Genomic DNA, 15,824 nt, shown 5'->3' on the forward strand with positions numbered 1-15,824 from the left:
CGTGCCCCGCGCGCTCGTCACCGGCGTCACCGGCCAGGACGGCAGCTACCTCGCGGAGCGCCTCCTCGCCGAGGGCTGGGCGGTCGACGGGCTCGTACGGGCCGGTGACACCGCCGGCACCCTCGTGCCGGGGGTGACGGTCCACCACGGCGACCTCGCCGAGCCCGGGCTGTTCCGGCGCCTGCTGCCCGAGGCGAGCCCCGACGTCGTGTTCCACCTCGGCGGGCTGTCGTCGGTGGCGCGGTCGTGGCAGGACCCGGGCCTCACCGCGGACGTCACCGGGGCGGCGACCGCCCGGCTGCTCGGTGCGGCCCACGCGCTCGGCGCGTCGTGCCCCCGGGTCGTCGTCGCGAGCAGCGCCGAGGTCTTCGCCGGGTCCGGTGTCGTGCCGCAGGACGAGAGCACCCCGGTGTCGCCGACCTCCCCGTACGGGGCGGCGAAGGCGTACACCCTCCACCTCGCGCGCACGTACCGCGCGGCGGGCCGCTTCGTCAGCGCCGCCGTCCTCTACAACCACGAGTCGCCGCGACGACCCCACACGTTCGTCACCCGGACGATCACCCGGGGCGTCGCCTCCCTCGTCCTCGAGGGCGGTCCCGCTCTACGGCTCGGCAACCTCGCCGCCGTCCGGGACTGGGGCTGGGCGCCGGACTACGTCGAGGCCATGCACCGCATGGCCCTCGCGGACGAGCCGGGCGACTTCGTGGTCGCGACCGGGCGCGGCCACACGGTCGAGGACTTCGTCGCGGCCGCGTTCGCCGCCGCCGGCGTGCACGACTGGCGCGAGCACGTGGAGACCGACCCGACCCTCTTCCGGCCCGTCGACGGACCCGCGCTCGTCGGTGACGCCACACGGGCCCGGGAGGTGCTGGGGTGGACCCCGACGCGCGGCTTCGACGACGTCGTCCGCGCGATGGTGGAGGCGGACCTCGCGCGGGTGCGCTCCGGCCCCGCCACGCCCTGACGGTCTAGTCGCGGCGAGCGGCGAGCGGCGGACGGGGGCGCCTACGGAGCGGTGCCCGTGCCGCGCCGCCCCAGCACCCCGCTGGACGCGGCGGCGAGCCCCAGGTCGGCGACGGTGAGGACCACCCGGGACACGAGCGCCACCGACAGCGCCCCGCCCAGCCCGACCCCGGGCTGGAGGACCGCGACGAGCACGGCCTCGCGCGCTCCGACGCCGGCCGGGGCCGCCACGGCGAGGAACCCCACCACCCACGCGAGCGCGTAGGCGCCGACGGCGGTGCGGGCGAGGGCCGCGTCCGCCGTGCCGGGGGACAGCGGCACGAGCAGGACCCACGTCGCGGCGCCGTACGCGGCCCACGCCAGCGCCATGAGCGCCGTGGCGCGCGCCGTCGCCCCCCACGACGGCGGCGTCCCCGGGCGCACGCGCCCGGAACGGGCCAGCAGGCCCAGGAGCCGGCCGAGGACCGGCGGCAGGAGGACGAGCAGCCCGGCCAGGGCGACGGGGTACAGCAGCCGGCCCCACGATCCCGCCGCCGTCGGCCCGAGCGCGACGACGCCCACCACGACGCCCGTGACGGTGTGGAGGAGGAGGAAGAGGGTGGACGCGGTGACGACGGTCGCCCGACCGACCCCGTACCGGCGCGCGAGCGCCGCCTGGGCGAGGACGGGCCACAGCGAGCCGGGGACGTACTTGCCCGCCTGGGTCACGTAGAAGACCCGGTGCGCGACCGACGGCGCCGGTCGCCCGCCGAGGCCCGCGAGGAGCACGCGCCAGCACTCCCCGGTCGCGAGGACCCCGACGAGCGTGAGGCCGAGGGCGAGGACGGACGGGCCCGCGCCGATCGTCGCCAGGGCCGGGCCGACCTCGTCCCAGCGGGCGGCGACGACCCACGCCCCGAGCACGAGGACCCCGACGCCCACGACGACCGAGAGCCACGTGAGCGCGCCGCGGCGACCGGCGGGCGTGCCGGGCGCCGCCGCGCCGGCCGTCACCCCGTGAGCGGCGCGGGGCGGCGGCCCAGCACCTCGAGGACGTCGCGGTCGCGCGACAGCAGCACCGTCTCGCGGGGCAGGGGCTGGCAGGGCGTCGCGCCGCGGGTGCGCCGGGCGTACCAGCCGCGCTCGACCGCGCTGGCCACCGGCGCGTGGTAGCGCTCCCGCTGGGCGTCGTCGAGGAGCACGAGGCCGTCGTCGGCGACCCGGTCGAGCGCGTGGAGGAGGGCCGCCTCCCGGGCGCGCCCGTCGACGCACAGCAGGTCGACCGTGCCCTCGACGGCGTCGACGGTGCGGACGTAGCCGTCGAAGTCGAGGCCGGTCCCGCTCGGGGCGCGCGACGGCGTGCGGGCGGTCCTGCCGCTCGGTACGGCAGGGATCTCCGGCACGTGGAGGACCGGCGTGCACCGCAGGCCGGGCGCCTCGGCGAGGAGCTGACGCACCCGCTCCGCCCACCCGGCCTGGTGCTCGACGGCGTCGACCGCGTCGCACCGGCGCGCGAGCCACACGGTGCTGGCGCCCGAGCCGTACTCGAAGGCGCGGGGCGCCTCCCGCGTGCGGAGGAAGTCGTCGACGGCGTCGACGGCCTCGTACGTCCACCACGGGAGGTCGAGGGCGACGAGGTCCTCGGCGTTGTGGACGGCGAGGAGGGTCCGCAGGTGGGCGGTCCGGGAACGCGGCGCCGCGGCCGCGCGGGCGTCCCAGCGCCGGAGCAGGGCCGTGCCGTCGAGGGCGCGCCGGGCGCCGGTCGCGACGGCGAGGTACCCGGCCCGCAGCGGGCCTGAGTCGGTCTCCACGCGTGTCCTCCTGGGTGAGCGGGCGGTGGCCGCCGGGCAGCCTAGTGCCGCCCCGACGCGTCCCCGGCCGGGCCGGTCACCGGCCCGTCACCGACCGCGCGTCAGTTCCCGGCCCGGTGCCGCTCGGCCTCGACCGCGGACGCGCAGATGTCGGCGAGGTCGCGGGCGGCCCGCCACCCGAGGACGTCGTGGATCCGGTCGACGGACGCGACGAGCCGGGGCGGGTCGCCGGCGCGTCGCGGCGCCACCTCGACCGGCACCTCGCGCCCGAGCGCCTCGGCCAGCGCGGCGACGACCTCGAGGACGGAGGCGCCTCGGCCCGTACCGACGTTGAGGACGTCGTGCGGGCGCTCGTCCTCCTCCAGGTGCGCCAGCGCCCGCGCGTGCGCGTCCGCGAGGTCGGCGACGTGGACGTAGTCGCGGATGCACGTGCCGTCGGGCGTGGGGTAGTCGTCCCCGAAGACGAGAGCCGGCAGGCCCTGCTCGACGCGGTCGAGGACGAGGGGGATGAGGTTGGCCCGGACCACGTCGCCGAGCTCCGGCCGGCCGGCGCCCGCGACGTTGAAGTAGCGCAGGCAGACAGCGCGCAGCCCGGTCGCGCGTGCGGCGGCGCGCACGAGCCACTCCCCGACGAGCTTCGTCTCGCCGTAGGGGTTGATGGGCCGGCAGTCGAGGTCCTCGTCGACGGCCTCGACGTCGGGCATGCCGTAGGTGGCGGCGGAGGAGGAGAACACGAGCCGGTCCACGGCCGACTGCTGCATGGCGGTGAGGAGGTTCGCGAGGCCCGCGACGTTCTGGTGGTAGTAGCGCGCGGGCTGCTCGACGGACTCCCCGACGGCCTTGCGCGCCGCGAGGTGGACGACAGCCCGGACCTGGTGCTGGGCGAACGCGGCGCGCAGCACGCCGGGTGCCTCGTCCCGGGCGAGGTCGATCTCGACGAGGGGGAAGGAGTCGACGCGCGCGCCGATGCCGGCCGACATGTCGTCGACCGCCAGGACGTGGGCGCCCTGCTCGCGCAGGAGGTGCGCGACGTGCGACCCGATGTAGCCCGCGGCCCCGGTCACGGCGATCGTCATGGCGACGAACCTACTCAGCCGGCGCTCATCCGGCGGTGACGGTCTCGACGTCGTCCGGCACGACGAGCGGGGCGCCCGTGGCCGCGCGCACCTGCTCGACGGTCACGCCCGGGGCGAGCTCGCGGAGCACGAACCCGGCGGCGGGGTCGTCGCGGTCGACGTCGAGCACGGCGAGGTCGGTGACGACCCGGTCGACGACCCCCTTGCCGGTGAGGGGGAGCGTGCACTCCCCGAGGAGCTTCGGGGACCCGTCTTTCGCCACGTGCTCCATGATCACGACCACGCGGCGGGCGCCGTGGACGAGGTCCATCGCCCCGCCCATGCCCTTCACCATCTTGCCGGGCACGAGCCAGTTCGCGATGTCGCCCGACGTCGTCACCTGCATGGCGCCGAGCAGGGCGATGTCGATCTTGCCTCCGCGGATCATGGCGAAGCTCGTCGCGGAGTCGAAGAAGCTCGACCCGGGGAGCACCGTCACGGTCTCCTTGCCGGCGTTGATGAGGTCGGGGTCGACGTCGTCCTCGTCCGGGTACGGCCCGACACCGAGGATGCCGTTCTCGCTCTGGAGCACGACCTCGACGCCGTCGGGGACGTAGTTGCTGACGAGGGTCGGCAGCCCGATGCCGAGGTTGACGTAGTCGCCGTCGTGCAGCTCCCGGGCCGCCCGGGCGGCCATCTCGTGCCGGGTCAGGCCGACCTTCTGCTCGCTCGTGGACCCGCCCGTGTGCTGGCTCATCGGCCGGTCCCTCCTGCGTGCTGTCGGGTCGTGCGCCGCTCGACGAGCTTGTCGCCCGCCTGCTCGGGCGTCAGGGGCACGACGCGGTGGACGAACGCGCCGGGCAGGTGGACGTGGTCGGGGTCGAGCTCCCCGGGCTCGACGAGCTCCTCGACCTCGGCGACGCAGAGCCGCCCCGCCATGGCGCACAGCGGGTTGAAGTTGCGGGCGGAGCGGTGGAACTGGAGGTTGCCGTGGCGGTCGCCGCGGGCGGCGCGCACGAGGGCGACGTCGGCGACGATGGCGGTCTCGAGGACGTGGTCCACCGGCTCGCCGTCCGGCTCGGCGGTTGCGGGGAAGCGCTCGACCCGCTTGGGCGGGCTCGCGACGACGACCTCCCCGGCGGCGTCGTAGCGCCACGGCAGGCCGCCGTCGGCGACGACCGTGCCGACGCCGGTGCGGGTGAAGAACGCGGGGATGCCCGAGCCGCCGGCCCGCAGCCGCTCCGCGAGCGTCCCCTGGGGGGTGAGCTCGACCTCGAGCTCGCCGGACAGGTACTGGCGGGCGAACTCCTTGTTCTCGCCGACGTAGCTCGCGACGATGCGGCGGATCCGGCCCGCCTCGAGCAGCAGCCCGAGCCCGGCGCCGTCGACCCCGCAGTTGTTGCTCACGATCTCGAGGTCGCCGACCCCGGTGTCGAGGAGGGCCTGGATGAGCACCCGGGGGATGCCGCAGAGACCGAACCCGCCCACGGCGACGGTGGCGCCGGGGCGGACGTCGGCGACGGCGGTCCGCGCGTCGGGGACGACGATGTCCATGGCGAGCAACCTACCGCCGGGCCGAGGGCACGGCGTCCGCGGTCAGGAGCGGTTGAGGTTGCGCTCCTCGTGGAGCTCCCGGGCCGTCACGTCGCCCCTGGCGACGCCCTCGAGGAGGTCGTGGAGCGTCGCGGCGAAGCGGTCCGCGGAGTAGAGGTCGCGGGCGGTGGCGCCGAAGCGCCGCCCCTGGGTCGCGAGGGCGTCGGGGTCCGCGAGCACCTCGCGCAGCCGTCGGCGCCAGCGGGGGGCGTCCTGCGACGTCACGAGCCACCCGGTCTCCCCGTCGACGACGGCGTCGGGGATGCCGTCGATGTCGGCGGCGAGCACCGGGAGGTCCCGCACGGCGGCCTCGACGTTGACGAGCCCGAAGCCCTCCATGTCGCCGTACACGTGGATGTTGGGCTGGACGAACAGGTCCGCGCCGCGCAGCAGCAGCTCGCGGGTGGGGTCGTCGACCCGGCCGAGCAGCCGGACCGTGCCCTCGAGGCCCTTGGAGCGGGCGACCCGCCGGATCCGGTCCTCCGCCGGGCCGGCCCCCGCGACGAGGTGGACCAGGCGCAGGCCGTCCTGGCGGTCGGGGGTCGGGCGGGTCACCGCGGGCAGCACCTGCGCGGCGAACCACGCCACCCCCTTGCGACGCACGAGCCGTCCGACGGTGACGAGGACCACTGTGTCGTCCGGGACGTCGAAGCGACGGCGCAGCTCGGCGCGCGCCACCTCCCGGGGGGCCATGTCGTCCGGCGGCACGACGGACAGCCGCAGCACCCGCAGGTGCTCGTCCTCGACCCCGGCGGCGCGGACGGCCCGGGCGGTGGCGTCGCTGATCGCGATGATGAGCGGGGCCGCTCTCAGGTGCCGCACGACGATCTTGCGGTAGACGGAGGAGTCGAACGTGACGTCGAGGCCCATGACCATCGTCGCGTGCGGCATGCGGTGCAGCCGGAGCAGCCACGTGCCCACCGCGTTCATGAGCGCGTCGCCGAGCAGGACGACGTCGGGCCGCTCGGCCCCGCTCCGCCGCAGCACCTGGTGCATGCGCCACAGCGTGAGCGGGAGCCACCACCACGAGTGCCAGTCGCTGCGGACGTTGCGCAGCAGCGTGACCCGGCTGCCGCCGGCCAGGAGCGCGTCGAACGTGTCCTTGGCGAGCGTCTCCATGCCCCCGGTCTGCGGCGGGAACTTCCGGGTCACGAACAGCACGTGCACACGCGGAACCTACTGCCCGATGCGGGTCGGTCAGGCGCGGCGGAGTCAGCGGCACCGCGGTCACGCGGCTCGGCGGGCGCGCGCGGCGCGCTGCCGCGGCGCCGGTCGTGGTCGGCGACAGGGATCCACCCAGCGCGGCGGCGTGACCCACACGTGTCCGCTGTCGTCGATCGAGATCTCCCAGACGCCCGCGTGGACGGCGGTGTGGTGCGCCGGGCACAGCAGGCACAGGTTGCCCACGTCGGTGTCGCCGCCGTCGATCCAGTGCCGGACGTGGTGGGCGTCTTACGCCACGGGGGGAGCGCTGCAGCCGGGGACGACGCACCCGTGGTCACGGCCCCCGAGGGCGCGGCGCTGCGCGCGCGAGGCGAGCCGGACGCTCCGTCCCAGGGACAGCGGGCCCTTCCTCGGGTGCGGCGACGAGCCTCGGCAGCGTCGCGTCGCAGGCCAGGGCACGGGTTGCCCACGTGGGGAGCGGGGCGCCGCCCTCGGCCTCCGCGAGCCCGACGGGCAGGCTCCTCACCGCGTCGGGCTCCCCGACGCCGTCCTCCAGCAGCGCCCGCCGGATCGCGGCGGCGCCCGCCGGCTGCTCCGGTGTCGTGTGCACGACGACCCGGGCCGGTTCGCAGCGCCGCCACGCACGGCCCTCCGGTGTCGCGAGGGCGAGCCGCAGGGCGTGGGCGAGGCCGTCGGCGCGGCGCTGCCGGGCCTCGCGACGGTCCGCGGCCGCGAGCCGGCTGGTGCCCTCCCCGCAGGTGATCCCGTCCGGTCCGACGACCTCGGTCGCGGTGTCCGGGTCGACCTCCGCGCCCGGGCCTCCGGGAGCCGCCCAGCGTTCGAGGGCCGTCCGCAGCAGCGCGCCGGTCACCGGGTCGAGCTGGAAGCGACCGACCGTCATGCCGGTGGCGTCCGTGGCGAGGTCGAGCAGCCGCCGGCGGTGCGCCTGCTCGTCGCGTCGGTCCTCGGGGTCGGGGGCGAGCGTGGCGAGGAGGTGCCGCGCGGCGCGCTCGAGGTCGGCCGGGGTCGCGTCGGCGGCCGCATCGAGGAGGTACCCGGACACCGCCTGCGCGGCGCCCGGCCGGTCGAGCAGCGCCTCGGGCAGTCGCTCGAGGCAGCGCGTCGCGACGTCGACGTGGCGACGACTCACCCTCCCGGCCGCCAGCTCGGCGCCGAAGCGGGCAAGCGGTGCCCGGGGGGAGGTGGCGCGGGTGGCCGCGACGTCACGACGGGCTTCGCCGGCGGTGAGGAGGCACGCGCTGCGGAGGAGCCCCTCGGGTGTGGTGGCGACGGTCGAGGAGGTGGCGACTCCCCGGCTGTCGACCTCGCGGACGAGGGACAGGTGGATCGAGTCCAGCGCCGCTCTGATTCTCGCGAGCCGACCGACGGCGTCGACCACGTCCCTGTCGGACGTGCGCCAGGCGGTGTCCGCAGCCGGGAGCCCTGCGACGTCGTCGACCGCCGTCGCCGCGGCGTCGAGCGCGACGGCCAGCGGTGCCCACGACCGGTCCTCCGACTCCCGCTTCACCGGCTCCCCCTCCTCCGGCCTCCAGCCTACTCGAACACCTGTTCGATGACAAGAGGTGTCGCTACCCTCCCGCCGTGGACGTCCTCGTGATCGGTGCCTCGGGACTCCTCGGGACCGACCTCGTCACGGCGCTGCTGGAGGCCGACCACGAGGTGACCGGGCTCGGTCAGAGCGAGCTCGACGTCCGCACCCTCGCCGTCGACGACGAGGACGCCGTCCGTCACGCCGTCGGCGGCCACGACGTCGTCGTCGACGCCGCCGGTCTGCCGCCCGAGGCCGCGGAGCGGCACCCGTCGCTCGCCTTCGACGTCGACGCCGTCGGGGCCCAGCTCGTCGCGGCGGCGTGCGCACGCACGGGCACCCGGCTCGTCCACGTCTCGAGCGCCGACGTCGTCGCGGGTCACCCGCAGGGCTCGCCGGTGCCGGTGACGGCGCCGTTGCGACCCCTCGGAGCCCACGGGCGGGCGCACGCCGCGGGGGAGTGGGCCGTGCGCGCCAGCGGCGCCGACGCCCTCGTCGTGCGGGCCGGCTGGCTCTACGGCGCCCACGGCGACTGCCTGCCACGCATGCTCGCGGCACTCGCCCGCGAGACGGACGCGCTGCGGGTCCCCGCGTCGTGGGCGGGGCAGCCGACGTGGACGGTCGACGTCGCGCGCGTCGTCGTCGGCCTGCTGGAGGTCGGGGCCCCCGCCGGGGTCTACCCCGCGTCCGCCATGGGGTGGACGGACCGGTTCGGCTGGGCGCTGGAGGTGTGGGAGTCGCTGGGCCGGGACCTCGACCTGCTCGAGCCGGTCGAGGGGGAGGACCCCGGCGACGACCACGACGACCACGACCACCACGTTGAGCACGACGGTCCCGTGGAGCCGCCGGGCTGGTCCGTCCTCGCGCCCCAGCCGCTGCGGCGCCTCGGCGTCGAGCCCGTCGGCCCCTGGCGGCTGCGGTGGCAGGAGGCGGCCGACGAGGTCCTCGCCGGCCTCTGAGCCCGCGACCGGCCCGGCCGGGGGTTCAGGCCCGCTCGGCGAGCTCCTGCCGGGCGAGCCGCTCGAGCGCGGCGGGGTCGAGCCCGTCGTGCCACACCACGGACCCGCCGTCCGCCCAGACGGCGAGCAGGTCGAGCGGGCCGGCGTCGGGGCCCAGCAGCGCCCGCCGCCCGCCCGCGAGCGACGGTGCCGGCGCCGCGCCCGCCGCCCCGGGTGGCAGCTCGTCGGGGTGCAGCCTCACCTCGGCGGCGTAGTCCACCCAGCCGAGGGTCGCGACGCGGGCGTCGTCCGCGCGCGCGGCCAGCGCCGACGTCGGCACCACGAGGACGTCGGCCCCCGCGCTCCCGCCGGGCACGTCCGCGCCCTCCGCGACCACGAGGACGTCCGCGCCGACCGCGTCCCCGGCCGGGTCGGCGGCGGTGTCGGGCGCGGGGCCGGCGGTCCCGGCCGCAGCGCCCAGGTGCCACGCCGCGAGCCACAGCACGGGTGCGCGCCACGAGGCGCCGAGGGCCGTGACGAGCGAGCCCCCCGCGCCGAGGTCGCAGTCGACCGCGAGCAGGTGAGCGGACTTGGCCACCCAGTTGACGAGCACGCGGCCCGACAGCTCCACCCGCTCGCCGGACCGCGACACCCACGTGAGCCGCGGCTGCGGCTCGACGGTGAGCGCGTGCAGCAGGCGGGGGACGTCGACGGGCGCCGGTTCGGGGGCGTGCGAGGTCACGCCCCCGAGCCTGCCACCTGCCGGCGGGCCCGCCTCCGGCACCTCGGCGTGGCGGGGACGCCCAGGTCGCGCGGATACGCTGGGCGCCACATGGACGAGACCAGCACGGGGGAGCGCAGCCCCCTCACCGCCTCCGGCCCGGCCGCCACCGCGCCACACGGCCCCGACCGGGCCGTCGAGCGCGCCGTGGAGCGCGCCGTCGAGCAGGCCTTCGACGACGAGCGCGCCACGCGCGTCACCGCGACCGTCGTCCTGCCCTGCTACAACGAGCAGGACCACGTGCTGGAGGAGATCGAGCGCATCAGCGCGGCCCTGGACGCCGACGGCATGTCGTACGAGCTGCTCGTCATCGACGACGCCTCGACCGACGACACGCTGGCGGTCCTCCGGGCCGCGCAGGCGCAGTACCCCCGCATGCGGCTGCTGCCGTTCCGCCGCAACGGCGGCGCCGGCACCGCCCGCCGCATCGGCACCCGGGAGGCCCGCGGCGAGATCGTCGTGTGGACCGACGCCGACATGACGTACCCCAACGAGCGGATCCCCGAGCTCGTCCGGGAGGTCCTCGACGACCCGTCCATCGACCAGGTGGTCGGCGCGCGCCTCACCGAGGAGGGCACGCACCGCTGGGCGCGGGTGCCGGCGAAGTGGCTCATCCGCAAGTTCGCCGAGGTGCTGACCAAGCAGCGCATACCCGACCTCAACTCGGGGCTGCGGGCCTTCCGCCGCGACGTCGCCCTGCCCTACCTGCGCCTGCTGCCGCCGGGCTTCTCGTGCGTGACGACGCTGACGATCTCGTTCCTGTCGAACCAGCACGACATCCGCTACGTCCCGATCGAGTACAAGAAGCGCTCCGGGGTGTCGAAGTTCAAGTTCTTCCGCGACGCCTACCGCTACCTGCTCCAGGTGCTCCGCATGGTCATGTACTTCGACCCGCTGCGCGTGCTCCTGCCCGTCGCGCTCGTCCTGCTCGGCCTCGGCACCGCGAAGCTCGTCTACGACCAGTTCCAGGCGCTGTTCAGCCTCGCCGACAACACCGTCCTCATCCTGCTGAGCGGGCTCCTCATCGGCATGATGGCCCTGCTGGCCGACCTCATCGTCCGGTCGCGGGACAGCCCCTGACCACGAGGGGGACCGACACCGGGGCCCCCACGGGGTCCCGCGCGCGACACGGAGGTGCTGTGGCGGGCCGAGGACCGGGGGGCGGGATGGCGCGGCTGGCGGACCTCGTGCGCTCGCGGGCCTTCCGCGGCGTCTTCCTCGGCGTCACGGTCGTGCTCGCCGCGGTCGCGCTCGCGCTGGACTGGGAGGAGTTCGCCGCCGGCGTGCGGCGGCTCGGTCCGCCGAGCCTCGTCCTGGCCGCGGTCTTCACCGTCGGCAACATCCTCCTGTCCGCGGCCGCCTGGCGTTCCGTCCTCGCCGACCTCGGCAGCCGGCTGTCGTGGGGCGCCACGAGCCACGTGTTCCTCGTCGGCCAGCTCGGCAAGTACCTGCCCGGCTCGCTGTGGCACGTCGTCGCGCAGGTCGAGCTCGCGGCCGACCACGGGGTGTCCCGACGGCGCTCGGCGTCCGCGACCGTCGTCCACGTCGTCGTCGTGTTCGCCACCGCGCTGCTGCTCGGCGTCGCGGGCTTCGCGCTCGTCCCCGACCTGCTGCCCGGCGGCTACACCTGGGTGGCGCTGCTCGTCGTCCCGCTGCTCGTGCTGCTGTGGCCACCGGTGCTCAACCGGGTGCTCGCGCGGGTGCTCGCGATCGCCCGGCGGCCCCCGCTGGAGCACAGCATCAGCCACGCAGGGGCGTGGCGGACGACGGCGCTGGCGTTCGCGTCGTGGTGCAGCATCGGCGCCCAGACGGTCGTGCTCGTCGCGCGCGTCGGCGACCAGCCGCTGTCGGTGCGCCTCGTCGTGCTCGGGGTCACCGCCTTCGCCCTCGCGTGGTGCGTCGGCTTCGCCACCGTCGTGAGCCCCGCGGGGGCCGGGGCCCGCGAGGCCGCCCTCGTGCTCATGCTGTCGGGGGTGATGTCGCCGGGGCGGGCGCTGCTCGTCGCCGTCGTGTCCCGCGTCCTCATGACCACGGCCGACCTGTCCCTCGCCGGGCTCGCGCTCGTCGGCGACCGGCGCCGGGCGCGCGGCCGGGTGCGGCGAGCCGCGGCCCCGCAGGAGGGCGGGGGCGCGTGAGCGCGGCGTGCTCGCGCACGCGGGAGTGGCGCCCCGGCCGGCCCGTCGACCTCCCCGCCACCACGGGCACCCTCGCCCGCGGTGGCGGCGACCCGAGCCACCGTCGCGCGGGTGAGGCCGCCCTGTGGCGGGCGACCCGGACGCCCGACGGGCCGGCGCTCCTCCACGTCCGCGTCGTCGCGCCGCTCGGTCTCGTCCACGCCGAGGCGTGGGGCCCCGGTGCCTCGTGGGTGCTCGACGGCGTCCCCGAGCTCCTGGGGGACGCCGACCCGGGGTACGACGACTTCCGGCCCCGTCCGGAGCACCCCCTCCTCGTCGACGCGTGGCGTCGCCGCCCGGGCCTGCGCACGCCCCGCACGCGCGCGGTCCTCGAGGCGCTCGCGTGGGCCGGGCTCGAGCAGGTCGTCACGGGCAAGGAGTCCCGCCGCTCCATGCGCCTGCTCCTGCGCCGCTACGGCGAGCCCGCCCCCGGTGCTCCCGCGGCGCCGGGCGGACCGGCCGCCGGGATGCTCGTGCCCCCCGCGCCGCGGGACTGGGCCCGCGTGCCGTCGTGGGAGTGGCTGCGGGCGGGTGTCGAGCGCCGCCGCAGTGCCGTCGTGCTCCGCGCGGCGGGGGTCGCCGGTCGGCTCGAGGCGACGCTCGGCCTCGACCACGCAGCAGCGGACCGCGCGCTGCGGAGCCTGCCGGGCGTCGGGCGGTGGACGTCGGCGGAGGTGCGCCAGCGCGCCCACGGCGACCCGGACGCCTTCAGCTTCGACGACTACCACGTCGCGAAGGACGTCTCGTGGGCGCTCACCGGCGAGGTGCTCGACGACGACGGGTGCGCAGAGGTCATCGCCTGCTACACCGGGCACCGCTACCGCGTCCAGCGCCTCCTCGAGGTCGCCGGCGCCCGTCGACCGCGCCGGGCGCCGCGCATGACGCTGCCGACCCACACCCCTGCGGCGACGGGCGGGCGCTCCTAGGCCGGGAGCTCCTGGGACGGCGGCGTCGCCCCCGCCGGGACCGGACGGACGCGCAGAAGTGCGCCGTCCGCCTCGACCCCGCAGCGGAGCCCCTCCGCGCGGGCGGCGACGACGACCCGCTCCGCGACCCGGGCGGCGCGGACGACGTCCTCGACGGAGGTCCCGCCGGCGGTCCCAGCGGCGGTGACGGTGACCTCCTCGGGGCCCGGGCCCGCGGCGAGGGCGACGGCGCCGAGCAGCCCGTCCGCCCGTGCCCCCGTCCTCGCCACGGCGGCGGCGCGCGCGAGGACGCCCACGACGTCGGAGGGGTCCGGCGCGGCCGGGGCGAGCGGCACCCCCGCGGTGCCCGGCGGGCAGCCGAGCGCCGCGCGCACCGACTCGACGGTCCCGGTCGCGAACCAGTCGCCCGGCCCGAAGCGCACGAGCCCGGCGGCACCCGGCCCGTCGTCCGCCGTCACGTGGTGGCCCAGCCCGTGGACCACGACCGCGGGGACGCCGTCGGCCTTGCCCTTGACGAGCTCGGCGGCCGCGGCCACCTCGTCCGCGACCGCCCGCACCGTCACCGACAGGGCGCCACCGTCGGCGTCGGTGCCGCCCCGGAGGTCGTCGACCGGCTGCAGGCCCGCCGCCCCGAGGGCGAAGTCGGTCTGCCCCACGCGCCACGGCCTGCCCGAGGTGTCGGACAGCACGACCGCCGGACGCGTGCCGCACCGCGCCGCGACCTCCCGGCGCAGGCGTGCGGCCGCCGCATCGGGGTCCCGCGGCAGGACGAGGACGCGGCCGCCCCCCTCCGGCCCGGCGTTCGACGCGTCGACGCCGGCGGCGGCCATCACCGGGCCCGCCGCGGCGCGGACGATGCGGGTCGTGCCGTTCGGCGTCGTCCGCTCCGCCACGACGCCTGCGCTCTCCTCGAGCACCGCGGTCTCCCGGTCGTCGCGCCACAGGCCGAGCGCCTTCGCCACGACCTTGCTCGACACGACGAGGACGTCGTCGTCGACCAGGCGGTGGCCCGCCCGCTCGGCGGCGGAGACGAGGAGGGCGGCGAGGTCGTCGCCGGTGAGGACCGCGCCGATGCCGGTGAGGGGCACGACACCCAGCGGCCGCGGGGCGGTGCTCACGCCGCGGCCCGGCGGTCGAGGGCGACCTGCAGGGCGGTCCCCGCCAGCCGCGCCGCGCCGGTGCGGTCGCGCATGAGGAGGTCGGTGCCGTGCAGCGACGGCGGGGCCGACGGTCCGGCTGAGGCGCGACCGGCGTCCTCGCCGAGCGCCGCCCGCGTGTCGGCGAGGTCGGTGTCGTCGACGAGCCACGCGTCGAGGACGTCCGCCAGGAGCGTCGCGACACCCGCGGCGGTCGCCGGCACGTCCAGGGCGGCCAGGCACGCCTCCGCCATCCCGCGCACGGCCCGGCCGCCGACGAGCGGGGACACCCCGACGACCGGTGCGGCGGTCCCGCGCAGGGCGTCCCGGACGCCGGGGAGCGCGAGGACGGGCCCGAGGGACACGACGGGGTTGCTGGGGGGGAGGAGGACGACGTCGGCGCCCCGCAGCGCGTCGAGGACACCGGGGCCCGGCGCCGCGGCGTCGAGACCAAGGAGCGGGAAGCCGAGCGCCGGCACCTCCGCCCGCAGCCGGACCCACCACTCCTGGAGGTGGACCGCGCGACGCTCCGGGTCCGCGACGACGACGTGCGTCTCGACGGGCTGGTCGCTCATCGGCAGCAGCCGCACGCCCGGCTGCCACCGCTCGCACAGGGCGCGCGTGACCTCCGACAGGGGGTAGCCGGCCCCCAGCATGCGGGTGCGGACGAGGTGGGTGGCGAGGTCCCGGTCCCCGAGGGTGAACCACGCGGGGCCTGCGCCGTAGGCCGCCAGCTCCGCCGCGACCTCGTGGGTGTCGCCCGCCCGTCCCCAGCCCTGCGTCTCGTCGACGCCGCCGCCGAGGGTGTACATGAGCGTGTCGAGGTCGGGGCACACCCGCAGACCGTGCAGCGTGATGTCGTCGCCGGTGTTCGCGACGACCGTCACCTCGGCGGCGAGTCCCGCGGCGTCGAGGTGGTCCCGCAGGCCGCGCAGGAACCGGGCGCCGCCGACGCCCCCGGAGACGGCCGCGACACGGAGCGGTGCGCGGGACGTGTCAGGCTCGTCGGGCGCGGCAGGGGGCACGGCGCAATCCTGCCGGACGAGTCGTCGCACACCGCACCGAACCGGCCACTGCTCGTGATCTCGCGATCACGGATAGCACGAACCCGCTTGACACCGTCCGGATGACACGCGTGTAATTCCCACGTCGTCGTTCTGTCCGGTAGAGCTCCCACGGGCAGCAGGGCCGGTGGGAGCCGGGTAGCGCGGGGGCCGGACGAGCACCGGGGCGAGGAGGACGTCATGGCACTGCCGATGATCGTGGGAGAGGTGGTCGCACCCCTCGGGCGCGAGGACCACCGCCGGGAGGTCGACGAGCTGACGAGCGCCCTGCGGGGCGCCGAGGCGCGGGCGACGCCGCCCGAGCTCGCCCCGCTCGACGAGGACGAGGACGAGCTCGACGCGCTCGACGACGACGGGCTCGACGGGCTCGGCGGGCTCGACGACCTCGCGGGCATCGACCTCCCCCCGGGCACCGTCGTCGAGGGCGGGGCGGTCGTCCTGCCGCTCCTGCCGGGCGGGCGCTCTCCCGCGCCGGACTGGAAGGACCGCGCGCTGTGCGCGGAGACCGACCCCGAGGCGTTCTTCCCGGAGAAGGGCGGCTCCACCCGGGAGGCGAAGAAGGTGTGCTCCTCGTGCGACGTCCGGGCCGAGTGCCTCGACTTCGCCCTCGGCAACGACGAGCGGTTCGGGATCTGGGGCGGGCTGTCGGAGCGGGAGCGCCGGAGGCTCAAGAAGCGTGTCGTCTGACCGC

The 15,824-nt window shown here is 76.9% G+C and carries 16 protein-coding genes and 1 pseudogene; 6 read left to right on the plus strand and 11 right to left on the minus strand.

Features of this window, described 5'->3' with window-relative positions; genetic code table 11:
* Nucleotide 1: 1 nt before the first annotated feature.
* A complete protein-coding gene (locus tag WAB14_RS02920) occupies nt 2–964 on the plus strand; it encodes a GDP-mannose 4,6-dehydratase (protein ID WP_340267194.1) in 963 nt (320 codons plus the stop codon).
* A 41-nt stretch (nt 965–1,005) separates the two neighbouring features.
* On the opposite strand, the gene WAB14_RS02925 is transcribed toward WAB14_RS02920, so the two are convergent.
* From WAB14_RS02925 to WAB14_RS02955, 8 genes and pseudogenes are all read right to left on the minus strand, one after another.
* Complete coding sequence (locus WAB14_RS02925) at nt 1,006–1,956, minus strand: lysylphosphatidylglycerol synthase domain-containing protein (protein ID WP_340267196.1); 951 nt, start codon at nt 1,954–1,956, stop codon at nt 1,006–1,008.
* On the minus strand, nt 1,953–2,753 hold the full coding sequence (locus WAB14_RS02930; RefSeq protein ID WP_340267198.1) for a class I SAM-dependent methyltransferase: 801 nt from the start codon (nt 2,751–2,753) through the stop codon (nt 1,953–1,955). The genes WAB14_RS02925 and WAB14_RS02930 overlap by 4 nt, the downstream gene beginning before the upstream one ends.
* Before the next feature lie 101 nt (nt 2,754–2,854).
* Entirely contained in the window at nt 2,855–3,829 is a 975-nt protein-coding gene (galE, locus tag WAB14_RS02935) for a UDP-glucose 4-epimerase GalE (RefSeq protein WP_340267200.1), read from the minus strand.
* A 25-nt stretch (nt 3,830–3,854) separates the two neighbouring features.
* A complete protein-coding gene (locus tag WAB14_RS02940) occupies nt 3,855–4,565 on the minus strand; it encodes a CoA transferase subunit B (protein ID WP_340267202.1) in 711 nt (236 codons plus the stop codon).
* Complete coding sequence (locus WAB14_RS02945) at nt 4,562–5,362, minus strand: CoA transferase subunit A (protein ID WP_340267204.1); 801 nt, start codon at nt 5,360–5,362, stop codon at nt 4,562–4,564. Before WAB14_RS02945 ends, WAB14_RS02940 begins: the two co-directional genes overlap by 4 nt.
* A 42-nt stretch (nt 5,363–5,404) precedes the next feature.
* Complete coding sequence (locus WAB14_RS02950; protein WP_340267206.1) at nt 5,405–6,562, minus strand: glycosyltransferase family 4 protein; 1,158 nt, start codon at nt 6,560–6,562, stop codon at nt 5,405–5,407.
* Nucleotides 6,563–6,628: 66 nt separating this feature from the next.
* A pseudogene (locus WAB14_RS18205) lies at nt 6,629–6,838 on the minus strand (hypothetical protein); the annotation flags it as partial.
* 61 nt (nt 6,839–6,899) lie between these two features.
* Nucleotides 6,900–8,093 carry a DUF222 domain-containing protein gene (locus WAB14_RS02955; RefSeq protein ID WP_340267208.1) on the minus strand — a complete coding sequence of 398 codons (1,194 nt, stop codon included), beginning with the start codon at nt 8,091–8,093 and terminating at the stop codon, nt 6,900–6,902.
* A 74-nt stretch (nt 8,094–8,167) separates the two neighbouring features.
* Here WAB14_RS02955 and WAB14_RS02960 point away from each other — a divergent pair, with 74 nt between their 5' ends.
* Nucleotides 8,168–9,073 (plus strand): SDR family oxidoreductase, encoded by a 906-nt coding sequence (locus WAB14_RS02960; RefSeq protein WP_340267210.1) that lies wholly within the window; start codon nt 8,168–8,170, stop codon nt 9,071–9,073.
* A 25-nt stretch (nt 9,074–9,098) separates the two neighbouring features.
* Here WAB14_RS02960 and WAB14_RS02965 read toward each other — a convergent pair whose 3' ends face one another.
* Nucleotides 9,099–9,794, minus strand: coding sequence for a TIGR03089 family protein (locus tag WAB14_RS02965; RefSeq protein WP_340267212.1), 696 nt, complete (start codon nt 9,792–9,794; stop codon nt 9,099–9,101).
* Between the two features lie 90 nt (nt 9,795–9,884).
* On the opposite strand from WAB14_RS02965, the gene WAB14_RS02970 reads away from it, so the two are divergent.
* The 3 genes from WAB14_RS02970 (at nt 9,885) to WAB14_RS02980 (ending at nt 12,933) form a co-directional block, all read left to right on the plus strand.
* Nucleotides 9,885–10,913, plus strand: a complete 1,029-nt coding sequence (locus tag WAB14_RS02970) for a glycosyltransferase family 2 protein (protein WP_340267214.1) — start codon at nt 9,885–9,887, stop codon at nt 10,911–10,913.
* Nucleotides 10,914–10,999: 86 nt separating this feature from the next.
* Nucleotides 11,000–11,968, plus strand: a complete 969-nt coding sequence (locus tag WAB14_RS02975) for a lysylphosphatidylglycerol synthase domain-containing protein (protein WP_340267216.1) — start codon at nt 11,000–11,002, stop codon at nt 11,966–11,968.
* A complete protein-coding gene (locus WAB14_RS02980) occupies nt 11,965–12,933 on the plus strand; it encodes a DNA-3-methyladenine glycosylase family protein (RefSeq protein ID WP_340267218.1) in 969 nt (322 codons plus the stop codon). The genes WAB14_RS02975 and WAB14_RS02980 overlap by 4 nt, the downstream gene beginning before the upstream one ends.
* Here WAB14_RS02980 and WAB14_RS02985 read toward each other — a convergent pair.
* Nucleotides 12,930–14,051: a coenzyme F420-0:L-glutamate ligase gene (locus WAB14_RS02985; protein ID WP_340267220.1), complete on the minus strand. Its 1,122-nt coding sequence runs from the start codon at nt 14,049–14,051 to the stop codon at nt 12,930–12,932. The two genes, WAB14_RS02980 and WAB14_RS02985, sit on opposite strands and share 4 nt — an antisense overlap.
* Entirely contained in the window at nt 14,048–15,094 is a 1,047-nt protein-coding gene (gene cofD, locus WAB14_RS02990; protein WP_340267222.1) for a 2-phospho-L-lactate transferase, read from the minus strand. The genes WAB14_RS02985 and cofD overlap by 4 nt, the downstream gene beginning before the upstream one ends.
* Before the next feature lie 219 nt (nt 15,095–15,313).
* On the opposite strand from cofD, the gene WAB14_RS02995 reads away from it, so the two are divergent.
* Nucleotides 15,314–15,820: a WhiB family transcriptional regulator gene (locus WAB14_RS02995; protein WP_340267224.1), complete on the plus strand. Its 507-nt coding sequence runs from the start codon at nt 15,314–15,316 to the stop codon at nt 15,818–15,820.
* Nucleotides 15,821–15,824 lie beyond the last annotated feature (4 nt).

Origin of the sequence: Aquipuribacter nitratireducens (assembly GCF_037860835.1) — a bacterium.
In the GTDB taxonomy this organism is placed as follows: Bacteria; Actinomycetota; Actinomycetes; order Actinomycetales; family JBBAYJ01; genus Aquipuribacter; species Aquipuribacter nitratireducens.

Coding starts and splice junctions, on each gene's coding strand:
- WAB14_RS02995 (WP_340267224.1), top strand. CDS start 15,314: ATGGCACTGCCGATGATCGTGGGAGAGGTGGTCGCACCCCTCGGGCGC.
- WAB14_RS02970 (WP_340267214.1), top strand. CDS start 9,885: ATGGACGAGACCAGCACGGGGGAGCGCAGCCCCCTCACCGCCTCCGGC.
- WAB14_RS02940 (WP_340267202.1), bottom strand. CDS start 4,565: ATGAGCCAGCACACGGGCGGGTCCACGAGCGAGCAGAAGGTCGGCCTG.
- WAB14_RS02975 (WP_340267216.1), top strand. CDS start 11,000: ATGGCGCGGCTGGCGGACCTCGTGCGCTCGCGGGCCTTCCGCGGCGTC.
- WAB14_RS02945 (WP_340267204.1), bottom strand. CDS start 5,362: ATGGACATCGTCGTCCCCGACGCGCGGACCGCCGTCGCCGACGTCCGC.
- galE (WP_340267200.1), bottom strand. CDS start 3,829: ATGACGATCGCCGTGACCGGGGCCGCGGGCTACATCGGGTCGCACGTC.